Source organism: Paraburkholderia sp. GAS32 (assembly GCF_050434225.1).
Lineage (GTDB): Bacteria > Pseudomonadota > Gammaproteobacteria > Burkholderiales > Burkholderiaceae > Paraburkholderia > Paraburkholderia madseniana.
Genome location: NZ_JBNPVS010000036.1, coordinates 15,419 through 28,454, shown reverse-complemented (window position 1 = coordinate 28,454; position 13,036 = coordinate 15,419). Strand labels below are relative to the sequence as shown.

The window sequence follows — 13,036 nt, the reverse complement described above, 5'->3', positions numbered from 1 at the left end:
TTTTTTAACCGATTAGCTGACAAGTCAGGCATTAGCCTTCTTCCATAGGTGATGAAATGAATGGTTCGCCCAATTCCGCCACGCTCCCGCCTCTGACCGGCGGCAAGCTCGTGCTGGCGACGCTTGCCGTGGCATTGGCCACGTTTATGAACGTGCTTGATTCGTCGATTGCGAACGTCGCGATTCCGACCATTGCGGGCAATCTTGGTGTGTCGGTGGACGAGGGGACGTGGGTGATTACGCTGTTCGCCGCGGCCAACGCGATTGCGATTCCGTTGACGGGTTGGCTCACGCAGCGCGTCGGGCAAATCAAACTGTTCGTGTGGGCAATTCTGTTGTTCGTACTCTCGTCGTGGTTGTGCGGCATTGCGCCGACTCTGCCGGTACTGCTCGCGGCGCGGATCGTGCAGGGTGCGGTGGCGGGTCCGTTGATTCCGCTGTCGCAGGCGATTCTGCTCGGCTCGTATCCGCGGGAAAAGAGCTCGCACGCTTTGGCGTTGTGGGCCATGACAGCGACGGTCGGCCCGATCGCCGGCCCGGCGCTCGGTGGCTGGATTACCGATAGCTACTCGTGGTCATGGATCTTCTACATCAATATTCCAGTAGGCATCTTTGCAGCAGGCGTGACGTGGGCGATCTACCGCACGCGCGAAACCCCGACCAAACGCTTGCCGATCGACAAGGTGGGGCTGCTCTCGCTGATCGCATGGGTGGGCTCCCTGCAGATCATGCTCGACAAGGGCAAGGACCTGGACTGGTTCAATTCGCCTGTGATTGTCGCGCTGACCGTATTCGCGGCGATCAGCTTTGTGTTCTTTCTGATCTGGGAGCTGACCGAGAAGAATCCGATCGTCGACTTGCGATTGTTCGGAGGGCGTAATTTTCTGGGTGGCACGATTGCGATTTCGGTGGCCTACGCGGTGTTTTTCTCGAACCTTGTCCTGTTGCCGCAATGGATGCAGGAGTACTTGAGCTACCGGTCGGTGGACGCCGGTCTGGCTACCGCACCGCTTGGCATCTTTGCCGTGATTCTCGCGCCGGTGATGGCGAAGATCATGCCGAAGTCGGATGCGCGAGTCTTGGCGACGCTGGCGTTTCTCGGGTTTGCCGGCGTGTTTTTCATGCGCTCGCATTACACGACTGGCGTGGATACGTGGACCCTGGTTTTACCGACTCTGCTGCAAGGTATTCCGACTGCATTGTTCTTTGTGCCGCTGACGGCGATCATTCTTTCCGGCCTCACACCCGACAAGATTCCGGCCGCTGCGGGATTATCGAATTTCGCGCGGGTGTTTGCCGGGGCAGTGGGAACGTCGCTTGCTACTACGGGTTGGAATGACCGTACGATCTTGCATCATGCGAGGCTGGCCGAGCAAACGAGTGTGAACAATCCAACGTTCACTTCCGCTCTGGACGCCGTGCAAGCGTCGCTGGGCGGAAGCGCTTCTCAGGCGATGGCGTTCTTCGAACAGTCGATGAATACGCAGGCAGCGATGCTCGGTCTGAACGATATTTTCTGGCTTTCAGCCGTGATTTTCGTGGTGATCATTCCGTTGATCTGGGTGACGAAGCCGGACAAGGCGAGTGCGGCAGCGGCGGCTGGTGCCGGGGGGCATTGAGGGACGGAGTTTCTGCGGCGTGGTCGTGGTTTGATCGAGCCCGCTGACGTTGTCCAATGAGGCTGGGTCATGAGCGAAATATGGAAGTGAGCCGGTGTATGCTGCCTGAACATACCAATAGACGCTTTTCACCATGAACAAGACTGATGTCCCCCCCGCAGGCGACAACGGCGAGACCGCTGACGAGCCGCGCGTGCTCCACGCGAACACGCCCGCCGAGGTCGATTACGGGGCGCTGGTCCAGTCGATTGAAGACTACGCAATCTTCCTGCTGGATCCGACCGGACGTATCGTCAGCTGGAATGCCGGCGCGCAAAAACTGAAGGGCTACGCGGCGCGCGAAATCATCGGCGAGCACTTCTCGCGTTTCTACCCTGCCGAAGCCGTGGCGCGCGGCTGGCCCGCTTACGAGTTGCAGCAGGCAGCGCTGACTGGCCGCTTCGAGGACGAAGGCTGGCGGGTTCGCAAAGACGGCACGACCTTCTGGTGCAACGTGGTCATCACGGCGGTGCGCGACGAGGCGGGTGTGCTGACCGGCTTCGCCAAAATTACCCGCGATCTGACCACCCAGCGCGCGTTTGTGGAAGCGTTGCGGCAGAGCGAGGAACGCTTCCGTCTGTTGGTCGACAACGTGAAAGACTACGCGATTTTCATGCTCGATCCGGACGGCTATGTGGTGAGTTGGAACGCAGGCGCCGCGCGCATCAAAGGCTATACACGCGAGGAAATCGTCGGCCAGCATTTCTCGAACTTCTACACGCGCGAAGAAGCAGCGGCCGGCAAGCCCGCGCGCGAACTGGCGATCGCGAGGCAGCTCGGCCGTGTCGAAGACGAGGGCTGGCGCGTGCGCAAGGACGGCACGACCTTCTGGGCCAACGTCAACATCACCGCCGTCTATGACGAATCGAACCGGTTGCGTGGTTTCGCCAAAGTCACGCGCGATCTGACCGAGCGCCGTGAGCGCGAAGAGCTGGAGCGCTCCGGCGAGCGCATGCGCAAGTTTCTCGCGACCCTCGCCCACGAGTTGCGCAATCCGCTTGCACCGGTGCGCAACGCGATCGGCGTGATGCAACTCGAAGCGGGCATGAGCCCCACGCTGGCGCGCTCGCGCGATCTGATCGACCGCCAGGTCACGCACCTCACGCGTCTCGTCGACGATCTGCTCGACGTCGGCCGCATCATGTCGGACAAGGTCGAGTTGCGCCTCGCGCGTGTCGATCTGGCCGAAGTGGTGGCGCGTGCGATCGAAGCGGCACGGCCGTTTACCGATGCGCGGGAACAGAGCGTGGGGACGCATATGCCGGTCGAGCCGCTGATCGTGCACGGCGACACGACGCGGCTCGTGCAGGTGCTGCAAAACCTGCTGCATAATGCGTCGAAGTTTTCGCCGCCTGGCAGCCGCGTCGAGATCTTCGGACGCGTCGATCATCAGATGGCTGTGCTGGAAGTGCGCGATCGTGGCCGCGGCATTCCGGTACGTTCGCTCGATTCGATCTTCGAGTTGTTCGCGCAGGAAAAGGAAGGGCAAAGCCTCGGCGAAGGTGGCCTCGGCATCGGCCTTACATTGTGCAAATCGCTGGTCGAATTGCATGGCGGAAGCATCATCGCGAGCAGCGAGGGAGTGGGGTGCGGCAGCTCGTTCACGCTCAGTTTGCCGTTTGCCGCAGCGCTCCCCGCAGAGCAGGCTCATCAGGCCGGCGTGGCGGGAAACGCGGTGTCTACGTTGCGTATTCTGTTGGTGGACGACAATCGCGACTCCGCCGACAGCCTCGCCATGCTGCTCGAACTCAAAGGCCACGAAGTCCGCATTGCCTACGACGGCCAGCAGGCACTCGCCGTTGCGCCGCGCCTCGCGCCCCACCTTGCCTTGATCGACCTTGCGATGCCCAGAATGGACGGTTACGCGACGCTCGAGGCGTTGCGCGCGATGCCCGCTCTGTCCGACACGGTGTTCGCCGCCATGACCGGCTTCGGTCACGCAAGCGATCGCGAACGTACGCAATCGGCGGGATTTCACGCCCATCTCGTCAAGCCGGTGGAACTCGCGCTATTCGAAGCGTTGCTGGAGCAGGCGGAAACGCGGCGCCGGCCGTGCGGTCCCGGCTAGCCGTCAACGCGCGCTTCCTGACTGGATAAGCGCGGGCGCTAGCCTCGACCGCCTCGCGAGATTTCTTCACCCGCGCGATGCGGCATGCGCAGCGTGACCGGAATCGAAGCGAACGAGCACAAGCCCACCACCAGAAACGCGGGCCAGAAATCCGACCACATGATGCCCGGATGTCCGTGCAGCACGCGCGAAATCTGCAGCACGATACCGCCCACCGTCACGCCCAGGCCGAGCGACATCTGCTGCACGACGCTGCCGAGACTCGTCGCTCGCCCCACGTCGCGGCTGGCGATTTCCGCGTAAGTCAGCGAGTTGAGACTCGTGAATTGCAGCGCGGGGAAGAAGCCGCCGAGCAACACGACGAACCAGATGATCCAGGTCGGCGTGCCGGGGAAAAACAGTCCGCACGCCGCGATCGCAATCCCTGACAGCGCCGCGTTGACCACCAGCACCGAACGGAAGCCGAAGCGATGCAGCACGCGCGAGGCGAAGGTGCGCATGAACATGCCGCCGAACGCGGACGCGCAGGTAATCAGGCCGGACTCGAACGCGCTCATGCCGTGTCCTTCCTGCAGCATCAGCGGCAGCAGAAAGGGCAGCGCGCCGAGGCCGATGCGAAACAGCGAGCCGCCGAGCACGCTCGCCTGGAAAGTCGGTACCTTGAAGAAGCGCAGATCGAGCAACGGCAATTTGACGCGCTGTGCGTACGCGACGTAGACGACCAGCAGCGCAGCGCCGCTCGCACACATGCCGAACGCGTCCCGATTCGACATGAGTTCGCCGCCGACTAGCGACAGTCCGAGCAGAAGCAGCACCGCGCCGGCCGCCGACAGAAAAAAGCCGATCCAGTCGAGCGGTCCGGGATCCGGTTCACGCGTGTTGGCGATATACCGGTTGGTCAGATAGATACCCAAAATGCCGATCGGCACATTGATGAAGAAGATCAGGCGCCAGTGCAGATAGGTGGTGATGAAGCCGCCGAGCAGCGGTCCGGCTGCCGGCCCGAGCAGCGCCGGGACGCTCAGATAGTTCATCGCGCGGATGAAGTCGGACTTGTGGACCACGCGAAAGATGATGATCCGCCCGACCGGCACCATCATCGCGCCGCCGACGCCTTGCACGAAACGGGCGACGGTGAAGGTGGCCAGTGAGTTCGACGCGGCGCACAGGAGCGAGCCGGTCACGAAGATGCCGATCGCGGTGCGGAAAATCGTCCGCGCACCGAAGCGGTCCGCAAGCCAGCCGCACACCGGGATAAACACACCGAGACCGAGCACGTAGCTCGTCACCGCGATTTTCAGTGTGACCGGATCGCGCCCGAAGTCGCGCGCCATGACCGGCAAGGCGGTGACGATCACATTCGCATCGACGCTTTCCATGAACATCGCGCATGCGACGATAAGGGGCGCAATCAGGGCTTTCTGAACGACGGTCATGAGGGGCGGGCGATCTGCGGCGGGAGGTCGCAGGCAAAGGCGACATTATTGCACCTGTACGGTGCGGATGGTTAATAGTGCAGCGCCTGATGGCGCCCCTTTTCGAGACTGCGGGGATCGCGGATGTCGCCGTCCCACAACATGCCGGCGACATTTTTGATATTTGTTGCGGTGCGGCATGAGAGGGCTATAATCGGGTTATTGCCTAGGTATAAACCCTATACAGGAGTCCGCCATGAACACCGCTTCCAACGCCGCTGCTGTCCGCACTGCACCCGCCGCTAACACCTGGCTGGGCAAGCTCCGCGCACTGGCTCTGCATGCACTGAACCTGCATTTGCAAAACTGCGCTGTGATCGCTGAAGCGCATCGCCGTCCGCAGTAAGCATCGGGAAGCGCCAGTGTCACCACGGGCGCTGCAAAGTAAGGCGGGGCGAACGCATGCGCAGCGCCAGTTGCCGGATCGCACGCTTGCATAGCCGGGCTGCCGCCAAGTCATCGACCGTGGCAAGCAACCGGCGGTTTTGACCGTATCTTTTAGCGGCTCGGGATCTCGAACACCAGACAGGTCGTCGTGGCATGCGCGTAGAGCGTGCCGTCGGGGCCGACGAGGCGAGCCTCCGCCGTGGCCAGTTGCCGTCCGCAATGAATCACCTTGCCTTCGGCGCGCACGCGTTGCACGCGCGGCGTCACGGCTTTCACGTAATTCACGCTCAGCTCGGCGGTGGTGTAGCCGCGGCCCGGCGCCATCATCGTGTGCACCGAGCAGCCTAGCGCGGAATCGAGCAAGGTGGCGATCCAGCCGCCGTGCACGGTTCCGAGTGGATTCAGATGCTGCGCGAGCGGCGTGCCCTGAAAGACCGCTTGCCCAGCACTGACTTCGACGATCGTAAAGTCGAGCGTGCGCGCAATCGGGGCGTAGGGCAGCTCCGCGTTCATCATCGCCTGCATGACTTCCAGGCCGGTCTTGCCCGCCACCTGTTCGGGGCTTGCGACGCCGGGGCCCGGGCCGGCGTTAAGCGTCGCCAAGACTTCCTGCTCGCGTGCGAGCCAGCGTTCGAGCTGTTGTTCGTTCGTCAATCCGTGTCTCCTGTCCTGAGGGAAGCGTGCTTCGGAATCGATGCATCGTCATCGATTAGAGCACCAAACCGCATCAGGGCGCTGGAGGGCGACCTCTGGATTGCCGGCACGCGCAGCGCCCGTGCGTTACTTCCTGATTCGCGATGCAACCACGCGCTGCACTTTGGTCGCTCGCGCGGACAACGCGCTCATCAGAAGCGCCATCGACACCAACCCGACCAGATACACACCGGCCATCACCCAATCCTGATCTGCCATCATCGTTCTCCTTCAATTGCCGCCATTTCCGCCGCAAAAAACCAACATTGCGCCGTGCTCTTGATCTCGATTACGGCACGCGCAGCGAAAATCTTGATGGAGCGAATCAGCCTTTAAAACGGTGCGCGATCGAACGATATCGACCCCATGTCGAATCTTTGTCTCGCGATCTTCAATAAGCGTTTAAAATCCAGCCCCTTGTCGAGCGTAGCGGTCCTCATCAGCACGCCAAGCCAATCGGCAATATCGACCGTTTTATCGGCCATATTGCTCTGCCATGCGCCCCGTCATGCCGCGAAGTGCGTTCAGCTTCAATGACCGGCCCAGGTTAAAACCCGACGAATTCACTGACATTGGCTGACACTGTCAACCTTTTCAACACTTTGCCGTTATCCATTTGTAATCGCCGAAGTAAGGCGACGCCGTGACAGACGACCCGTCGCCACGACAGCTCTACGAAGGTCCGCATTGACCATGTTCCACCGATATAACAATAAATTCGACCAGCCAGGCGCGATGTTCGACCGTATATCGAAGACGCTTGGCAAGCGGAGCCTCCTCTCGCCCTTGCTCGCACTCGTCATTTGCGGGCTGTTGCTGCTCGTCTTGCAACATCTCTCGCAAGCGGTCGACTATCGCTCGGTCATGCGCGAGCTACGTCACCTGACGGCAGGCGAGTGGGCCGCGGCGCTCGGCGCGACCACGCTCAGCTATATCGCGCTGGTCGGTCGCGACGCGGTCGGCTTGCGCTACCTGGGCGCGGCGGTGCCGCGCGCGGCCCTGTGGATCGGCGCGACCGCGGGCTCCGCGCTCGGCAATGCGACCGGCTTCGGTGCGTTGACGGGCGGCGCGGTGCGCGTGCGCGTCTACGGGGTGTCGAACGTCACCCCCGCACAGATCGGCCGCATGACCGTGTTCACGAGCGTGTCGCTCGGGCTCGCGCTGGTGTTGATGACGGCACTCGGCATGGTGTGCCTCGCCGACCCGCTTGCGACGATGCTGCATCTCCCGCCGCTTACGCTGCGTTGGAGCGGCGCGGCGCTGCTCGTCGTGCTCGGACTCGCGGCCGCCGCCTGCCGTCGCGACACGCGACCGATCCGCACGCGCTGGCAGTGGCTGTCGTTCGACATCCCGGCGCGCCGCGATCTGCTCGCGCAAGTGGCCCTCGCGGTACTCGACGTGGTGGCCGCGGGTCTCGCGCTGTGGGCGCTGCTGCCGCATGCGGACGTCGGCTTCGTGACCTTCATCACCGTCTATGCCGCCGCGATGCTGCTCGGCATGATCGGCCACACACCCGGCGGTGTCGGCGTGTTCGAAGCCGCGATGGTGTTCACGCTGAACGGCAGCGTGCAAACGCATCAGATGGTCGCGGCATTGCTTGCTTATCGCGCGATTTACTTCGGCGTGCCGCTGATCGTCTCGGCGGCGCTGCTCGCCGGCTTCGAAGGTCGCGCGCTGAAAAGCCGCCTGCCACTGCGGCACGCGGCAGGTGCCTACAAACTCGCGCCGCTGTTTCTGAGCCTCGTGACTTTCGTCGTGGGCGGCATGCTGGTGATTTCCAGCGCGACGCCCGCGTTCTGGCAGCGCATCCGGATTCTGCGCGACGTGCTGCCGCTGTGGGTGCTCGAAAGCTCGCAGATGCTGTGCAGCGTGCTCGGCGTGCTGCTGTTGTTCGTCGCGCGTGGTTTGCTGCGGCGTCTGGACGCCGCGTGGTGGATGACCTTGCTGCTGGCGGTGCTGAGCCTCGCGCTCTCGCTGACCAAAGGCCTCGCCTTCGTGGAAGCGAGTGTGCTTGGCATGCTGATCGCGCTGCTGTTGTCCACGCGCCGCCGTTTCAACCGCCATTCGTCGCTGTTTGCCGAGCGCTTTACGGCGGGCTGGCTGGTGTCGGTGGCGATGGTGCTCGCGCTCGCCGTGTGGGTGATGCTGTTTGCGTTCCGCGACGTGCCGTACACGCGCGACCTTTGGTGGCAATTCGCTTTCGACGAACGCGCCCCGCGTGCGCTGCGCGCGACCCTGGCCGCCAGCCTGTTCGCCGCCACGTTCTCTTTCTGGCAATTGCTGCGCCCTGCGGCGGGCCGTTTCGTCATGCCTGCTCCGCAGGATCTGCAAGACGCGGCGCGCATCGTGCGCGCCCAGGAGCGCAGCGACGCCGGCCTCGCGCTGATGGGCGACAAGAGTTTCCTCTTTTCCGAATCGCGCGAAGCCTTCCTGATGTACGCAAAAAACGGCCGCACGTGGGCCGCGCTTCACGATCCGGTTGGGCCGCGCGAGGAGTGGGCCGGCTTGATCAGCAAGTTCGTCGCGCTCGCGCATGCACACGGCGGCCGTGCCGCGTTCTATCAGGTGCGCGCCAATGCCTTGCCGCTTTACCTCGACGCCGGCCTCACGCTGATGAAGCTCGGCGAAGAAGCCCACGTGGTGCTCGACGATTTCGACCTGAAGGGCTCGCATCGCGCGCATCTGCGCTATGCGCTCAAGCGCGGCGAACGTGACGGCTTTGCCGTCGAAGTGATCGATCAGGCCGATGTGCCTGCGTCGCTCGAAACGCTGCGCGAGATTTCCGACGGCTGGCTCGATAGCCGCGACGCGCGCGAAAAGAGCTTTTCGGTGGCAGCGTTTACCGACGAATACCTCGCCGCGCAATCCGTGATGCTGGTGCGCCAGAACGGCGAGCCGGCCGCTTTCGTGACCTTCATGACAACCGACATGAACACCGAAGCAACGGTCGGCGTGATGCGGCACGTGGAAAGTGCGTCGCCGTATGCGATGGAATATCTGTTTACCCAACTGGCGCTGCATCTGAAGCAGGCGGGGTTTCGCTCGCTCAGTCTCGGCATCGCGCCGCTCTCCGGCATGCAGCCGACACCGCTCGCGTCGCGCTGGCATCGGCTGGCGGGCATCGTGTGGCGCTTCGGCGGCCGCTTCTATAACTTCCGCGGACTGCGTGCTTTCAAGAGCAAGTTCCAGCCGCATTGGGAGCCGCGCTATCTCGCGGCGTCAGGTTCGATGGGTGTGTTCTTCACGCTCGCGGACCTGTCATTGCTGGCAGGAGGCCGGCGTTCATGACATTGCATCCGTTTTTCAGGCTCGCCGTGGCGGCGGGCCTTGTTGTTGGCAGCGCGGCCGCCCTGGCCGCAACCACCACCGTATCAGGTGGCCGTTATGGCGACGTGACGGTGACACAGCCAGCCGGCCCCTTGCGCGGCTTCGTGGTGCTTTACTCGGCGGCCGGCGGCTGGAGTGCGGCCGACCAGCAAACCGCCGATGCGCTCGCCAAGGCCGGGGCGCTGACCGTCGGCGTGGATACGGCGCGCTATGCGGCCAATCTGAGCGCGAAACAGGAAGCCTGCCATCAACTGGTGGGCGACGCTGAAGCCTTGAGCCATCAACTCGAACGGCAATCGCAATCGAGCCGCTATTTCGCGCCGATCGTCGCGGGTACGGGGCAGGGCGCGACGCTGGCGATGCATGTGCTCGAACAGGCGCCGTCGAATACGGTTGCCGGCGCGGTCTCGGTGGACGCGGAGCGCACGCTGGATTCGCGCTTCCAACCGTGCCCGCCGGACCCGACGATCATCCGCGACAAGGTGCCTGGCTTCGTCGAAAAGGCGACGCCCGGCAACGGCGATCGCACGCGGCTCGTTGCGATGGTCACGCCGCATTTGCAGACAGCGTCGACGAACGATGACGACGTCTCCGATCTGCCGCTGATCGAATTGCCCGCAGCGCATCCGAACGGCCTCATGGCGATCGTGATTTCCGGCGACGGCGGCTGGCGCGACCTCGACAAGACCATCTCGCTCGCCTTGCAGAAAGACGGCGTTTCGGTGATCGGCATCGACAGCCTCCGCTACTTCTGGAGCGAAAAGACACCGGCTCAGACGAGCCGCGATCTCGCGCGCGTGATACAGACCTACGGGGCACGCTGGCATGCGGACCATATTGCGCTCGTCGGCTATTCGTTCGGCGCCGACGTCATGCCGTTCGCCTATAACCGCTTGCCTGAAGCGCTGCGTGCGAAAGTGTCGCTAATTGCGCTGCTCGGTTTCGCGCCCGACGCCGATTTCCAGATCCGCGTGGGCGGCTGGCTCGGTATGCCGGCGAGCGACAAAGCCTTGAAGGTGCAGCCGGAATTTGCACGCGTACCACCCGCGATCGTGCAGTGCTTCTACGGTGAAGACGAGAAGGACACCTTGTGTCCGGCGCTGACCAACACCGGCGTCGAGGTGATTCGTACGTCGGGCGACCATCACTTCGGCCGCGACTACAACGCGTTGGAGCGGCACATTCTGGACGCCTTCCGGAAGCAAAGCGGTGTGCGTAATTAACACACCTGTATGAAGCGCGCCGCTCGCAGCGGCGCACCGTCAAACACCCCTCATTCGTCTGTTGAGAGCGGTATCGCACATATACCGGCCGTGCCGGATCCTATGATTCTCACGAAGCCTTGGACGACAGCGTTCTCTAGCGATATCGCGTGAGGACACCGGCTTTCCTCGGTGTCGTCCGCGCCTCTTTCTTGTGAAACTCTCCTGCGATAACGCAGCGCGTTACTGGGTCGCTCACGCCTCCGGCAGCGTGCTTTCGGCATAACCGGCAACTTTTTTCGCGCCCGTTCGGATCAGCCGATGCGCGCGCCGGTTCCATGCCTAATGGACCGAGACTGTGAATGCTGGATTCCTTCTTCTTCGACACTGCCGCGAGCGAGCCGGATAGTCCCGCGCTATGGGTCGATGAATGCCTCTATGGCTATGACGAACTCGCATCGCGGGCGCGCCGGATCGCGGCCGGATTGACGGCCGCCATGCCGGCCGGCCGGCTCGGACGCTGTCTGCTGTTCGCGCATCGCAGTGTGGCCGCCTACGCCGGCCTGCTGGGGATCCTCAAGGCGGGTTTCGCTTACGTGCCGCTCAATCCCAACGTACCTGCCGCGCGCATTGCAGCCGTGATCGAGCAGTCGGGCGCGCCGCTGCTGCTGGTCGACCGGCGTTGCAAGGCAGTGCTCGGCGAAGTGTTGTCGTTGCTTGACGACTGTCCGCGGATATTGCTGCTGGATGACGAAGGCGGGCTCCATTCCGAACCATCAGTTGCAGAAGCCGCCACGTCACGCGCACCGCACGATCTGGCCTACGTACTCTTCACGTCCGGTTCGACCGGCGCGCCCAAAGGCGTACCGATCTCGCACGCCAACGCTCACGCCTACGTAACCGGGCAACTGCAACTGCTGGGCAGGATGCCCCGTGCGCGCTACGCGCAATGGTGCGAACTCACTTTCGATCCGTCAGTACACGACATGTTCGTGTGCTGGGCAAACGGCGGCTGCCTGTACGTGCCGAAGACTGTCGAGCCGATCTACAACGCGGCCTTTATCAAGGACCACGCGATTACGCACTGGAGCAGCGTGCCCTCGGTGGCCGGCTTCATGCAGCAATTTCGCAAACTGGGCGCGAACGAATTTCCGAGCGTGCGCGTCACCCTGTTCGGCGGCGAGCCCTTGCCGCGTTTGTTGGTGCAGGCGTGGTTGCAAGCCGCGCCGAACAGCCGGGTACTGAATATGTACGGACCGACGGAAACCACGGTGGCCTGCGCGGCTTTCGAAGTCACGCCGGATTCTCCCGGCGATCCGCAGCATGCGGTTATGCCGCTCGGCGGCGCATTGCCGGGGATGGAACTGTTGATCGTCGACGCCGCGCTCGCGCCGGTAGCGCCCGGTGAAAGCGGTGAGTTGCTGATCGGCGGGCCCCAGTTAGCCGCGGGCTATCTGTCAGCGGACGAGCCAGGCAATTACCGCTTTGTCTCGATGAGCTATCCGGGCCGCACGTCGCAACGCTGGTATCGAAGCTCGGACGCCGCGCGCGAGGTAGCCGGGCAGGGCATTGTGTTTCAAGGGCGGCTGGACACGCAGATCAAGATTCGCGGCAATCGGATCGAGCTCGAAGAAGTCGAACATGTCGTGCAGGCATGCAGCCAGGCGGCGCTCTGCGCGGTGGTCGCATGGCCCGTCGACGATGCGGGCCGTGCCGGCGGCCTGATTGCCTTCGTGACCAGCGCGCAAGGCAGCGCGCTACAGATTCTGCAGGCGTGCCGTCAGCGCTTGCCGGTGTACGCCGTGCCGCAACGGATCGTGCAACTCGACGCGTTGCCGCTCAGTACGAACGGAAAGATCGACAGGAAGGCGCTCGCCGAATGCTGTGCAAGCAGCGATGCGCTCGCCTGACGCATCGATGCTGTAGCTGAAAATTCAGGTATTCGGGGTGTCAAATGAAAAATCACATGCGCGGCCTGCTTCAGGAGATCGCCTGTCTCGACGTACCGGTCGATGCACTAGGTGATCGCGACGATCTCTATGCGGCAGGTTTGTCATCGCTCGGATCGGTTCGCCTCATGATGGCCATCGAAGAAACCTTCGCCATCGAAATTCCAGCCGCGCTGATTACCCACGATCTGTTTCAGAGCATCGATTCCCTCGCTCGCGTGATTGCGCACCTCGTGCCCGAGGAATCGCTTGCGCCGCGAACCTGACGTGGCGCTCC

Annotated in this window: 11 protein-coding genes; 7 read left to right on the top strand and 4 right to left on the bottom strand. The window is 63.0% G+C overall.

Annotated features, from left to right (window positions below; translation table 11 throughout):
• The first annotated feature begins 56 nt into the window (after window positions 1–56).
• Together P3T25_RS33510 and P3T25_RS33505 are read left to right on the top strand one after the other, a co-directional pair.
• Window positions 57–1,619: a DHA2 family efflux MFS transporter permease subunit gene (locus P3T25_RS33510; RefSeq protein WP_171927557.1), complete on the top strand. Its 1,563-nt coding sequence runs from the start codon at window positions 57–59 to the stop codon at window positions 1,617–1,619.
• A gap of 133 nt (window positions 1,620–1,752) precedes the next feature.
• Window positions 1,753–3,726 (top strand): hybrid sensor histidine kinase/response regulator, encoded by a 1,974-nt coding sequence (locus P3T25_RS33505; protein WP_429361291.1) that lies wholly within the window; start codon window positions 1,753–1,755, stop codon window positions 3,724–3,726.
• Between the two features lie 38 nt (window positions 3,727–3,764).
• Here the strand turns inward: P3T25_RS33505 and P3T25_RS33500 are convergent, their stop codons facing one another.
• The gene (locus P3T25_RS33500; protein WP_171927555.1) at window positions 3,765–5,162 is read right to left on the bottom strand and encodes an MFS transporter; all 1,398 of its coding nucleotides are present in this window, start codon (window positions 5,160–5,162) and stop codon (window positions 3,765–3,767) included.
• Window positions 5,163–5,397: 235 nt separating this feature from the next.
• Between P3T25_RS33500 and P3T25_RS33495 the strand changes: the two genes are divergently transcribed.
• The gene (locus tag P3T25_RS33495) at window positions 5,398–5,547 is read left to right on the top strand and encodes a hypothetical protein (RefSeq protein ID WP_171927554.1); all 150 of its coding nucleotides are present in this window, start codon (window positions 5,398–5,400) and stop codon (window positions 5,545–5,547) included.
• 152 nt (window positions 5,548–5,699) lie between these two features.
• Here the strand turns inward: P3T25_RS33495 and P3T25_RS33490 are convergent, their stop codons facing one another.
• The 3 genes from P3T25_RS33490 to P3T25_RS33480 form a co-directional block, all read right to left on the bottom strand.
• Window positions 5,700–6,242: a PaaI family thioesterase gene (locus tag P3T25_RS33490; RefSeq protein WP_154566647.1), complete on the bottom strand. Its 543-nt coding sequence runs from the start codon at window positions 6,240–6,242 to the stop codon at window positions 5,700–5,702.
• Window positions 6,243–6,368: 126 nt separating this feature from the next.
• Complete coding sequence (locus P3T25_RS33485) at window positions 6,369–6,503, bottom strand: hypothetical protein (protein ID WP_267905075.1); 135 nt, start codon at window positions 6,501–6,503, stop codon at window positions 6,369–6,371.
• A 110-nt stretch (window positions 6,504–6,613) separates the two neighbouring features.
• Window positions 6,614–6,766, bottom strand: a complete 153-nt coding sequence (locus P3T25_RS33480; protein ID WP_154566646.1) for a hypothetical protein — start codon at window positions 6,764–6,766, stop codon at window positions 6,614–6,616.
• Between the two features lie 250 nt (window positions 6,767–7,016).
• Here P3T25_RS33480 and mprF point away from each other — a divergent pair, with 250 nt between their 5' ends.
• The 4 genes from mprF to P3T25_RS33460 all read left to right on the top strand — a co-directional run bounded on the left by mprF (window position 7,017) and on the right by P3T25_RS33460 (window position 13,025).
• Window positions 7,017–9,569, top strand: coding sequence for a bifunctional lysylphosphatidylglycerol flippase/synthetase MprF (gene mprF / locus P3T25_RS33475; RefSeq protein ID WP_233465156.1), 2,553 nt, complete (start codon window positions 7,017–7,019; stop codon window positions 9,567–9,569).
• Window positions 9,566–10,831, top strand: a complete 1,266-nt coding sequence (locus P3T25_RS33470; protein WP_154566644.1) for a virulence factor family protein — start codon at window positions 9,566–9,568, stop codon at window positions 10,829–10,831. The genes mprF and P3T25_RS33470 overlap by 4 nt, the downstream gene beginning before the upstream one ends.
• A gap of 341 nt (window positions 10,832–11,172) precedes the next feature.
• Window positions 11,173–12,720 (top strand): amino acid adenylation domain-containing protein, encoded by a 1,548-nt coding sequence (locus tag P3T25_RS33465; protein WP_171927552.1) that lies wholly within the window; start codon window positions 11,173–11,175, stop codon window positions 12,718–12,720.
• A gap of 44 nt (window positions 12,721–12,764) precedes the next feature.
• Window positions 12,765–13,025 carry an acyl carrier protein gene (locus P3T25_RS33460; RefSeq protein ID WP_154566642.1) on the top strand — a complete coding sequence of 87 codons (261 nt, stop codon included), beginning with the start codon at window positions 12,765–12,767 and terminating at the stop codon, window positions 13,023–13,025.
• The last annotated feature ends 11 nt before the right edge of the window (window positions 13,026–13,036 follow it).

Excerpts from the sequence above, each read along its gene's own strand:
- P3T25_RS33510 (WP_171927557.1), top strand. The coding sequence starts at position 57 with ATGAATGGTTCGCCCAATTCCGCCACGCTCCCGCCTCTGACCGGCGGC.
- P3T25_RS33505 (WP_429361291.1), top strand. The coding sequence starts at position 1,753 with ATGAACAAGACTGATGTCCCCCCCGCAGGCGACAACGGCGAGACCGCT.
- P3T25_RS33500 (WP_171927555.1), bottom strand. The coding sequence starts at position 5,162 with ATGACCGTCGTTCAGAAAGCCCTGATTGCGCCCCTTATCGTCGCATGC.
- P3T25_RS33495 (WP_171927554.1), top strand. The coding sequence starts at position 5,398 with ATGAACACCGCTTCCAACGCCGCTGCTGTCCGCACTGCACCCGCCGCT.
- P3T25_RS33485 (WP_267905075.1), bottom strand. The coding sequence starts at position 6,503 with ATGATGGCAGATCAGGATTGGGTGATGGCCGGTGTGTATCTGGTCGGG.
- P3T25_RS33480 (WP_154566646.1), bottom strand. The coding sequence starts at position 6,766 with ATGGCCGATAAAACGGTCGATATTGCCGATTGGCTTGGCGTGCTGATG.
- mprF (WP_233465156.1), top strand. The coding sequence starts at position 7,017 with ATGTTCGACCGTATATCGAAGACGCTTGGCAAGCGGAGCCTCCTCTCG.
- P3T25_RS33470 (WP_154566644.1), top strand. The coding sequence starts at position 9,566 with ATGACATTGCATCCGTTTTTCAGGCTCGCCGTGGCGGCGGGCCTTGTT.
- P3T25_RS33465 (WP_171927552.1), top strand. The coding sequence starts at position 11,173 with ATGCTGGATTCCTTCTTCTTCGACACTGCCGCGAGCGAGCCGGATAGT.
- P3T25_RS33460 (WP_154566642.1), top strand. The coding sequence starts at position 12,765 with ATGAAAAATCACATGCGCGGCCTGCTTCAGGAGATCGCCTGTCTCGAC.